The following is an 813-nucleotide window of genomic DNA, read 5'->3' on the forward strand; positions in this document are numbered from 1 at the left end:
GGTCCCGTTACTTTAGCTTGTATGATTTGTCCGCCCGTCGCGTCCACAAGCGACTGAACGGTTCCTTCTCCTCCGTCTGCCATAGGTACTTTACTAATCTCCGCGTTAGGAAAATGAGTTCTTATTCCTTTTTCAACCGCTTCACAAACGTTCAGAGCTGTTAAGCTTTCTTTAAATGAATCCGGTGCAATCACAATTTTCATGCGTAAACACTCCTTTTAGTTTTTAGCCATATAGCTTTAATACACCAAATATCAGCGTGGATACAATTGCCATAATGAGTCCAATAAGCGATTCGTAAGGGATTAATTTTAAACGTTCTTTTATTTTCATATTTACACTTCCGCCCGTTGCGTGGAAAAAGCTTCCGTGCGGGAGGTGATCAAGTACGGTCGCCCCGGCATGAACCATAGCAGCTCCGGCTAAAGCAGAAACGCCTAGCTCTAAAATTGTCGATCCAAAAACTTGGCTTGCGACTGCTGTTCCTGCCGTTGTCGAAGCGGTTGCCGCTGACATAAAAATACCTGAAACCGGAGCTAAAACATAAGCGGGCAATCCAATGGCAGACAAGCCTTGAATAATAACGTCTTTTAGCTGGGAGTTAGCAATAATACCTGCTAATGTCCCCGTTCCAAGTAGCATAATGGCTACACCTGACATTTTTCCTAATCCAGAAATAGCATATGTATTAAGCTGTTTTCCTTTTTTCATCACAATAGCACCAACAATTCCTCCTGCAGGAAGCGCAACCATTGGATCAATATTAAGGTCAAAAAGCGGTCGCAGTGCCAGCAGCACGATGGTAACAATGGG

General features: G+C 43.8%; 1 protein-coding gene and 1 pseudogene. Both read right to left on the bottom strand.

The genetic code is table 11. The features are described from left to right. A partial coding sequence (locus AC1DRF_RS30455) for a glycerate kinase (RefSeq protein ID WP_477742627.1) occupies positions 1 to 203 on the bottom strand: 203 nt, incomplete at its 3' end. A gap of 22 nt (positions 204 to 225) precedes the next feature. Then, positions 226 to 813 (bottom strand): annotated as a pseudogene (locus AC1DRF_RS30460) (GntP family permease); the annotation flags it as partial.

This window comes from Priestia sp. P5_B4 (genome assembly GCF_056400385.1).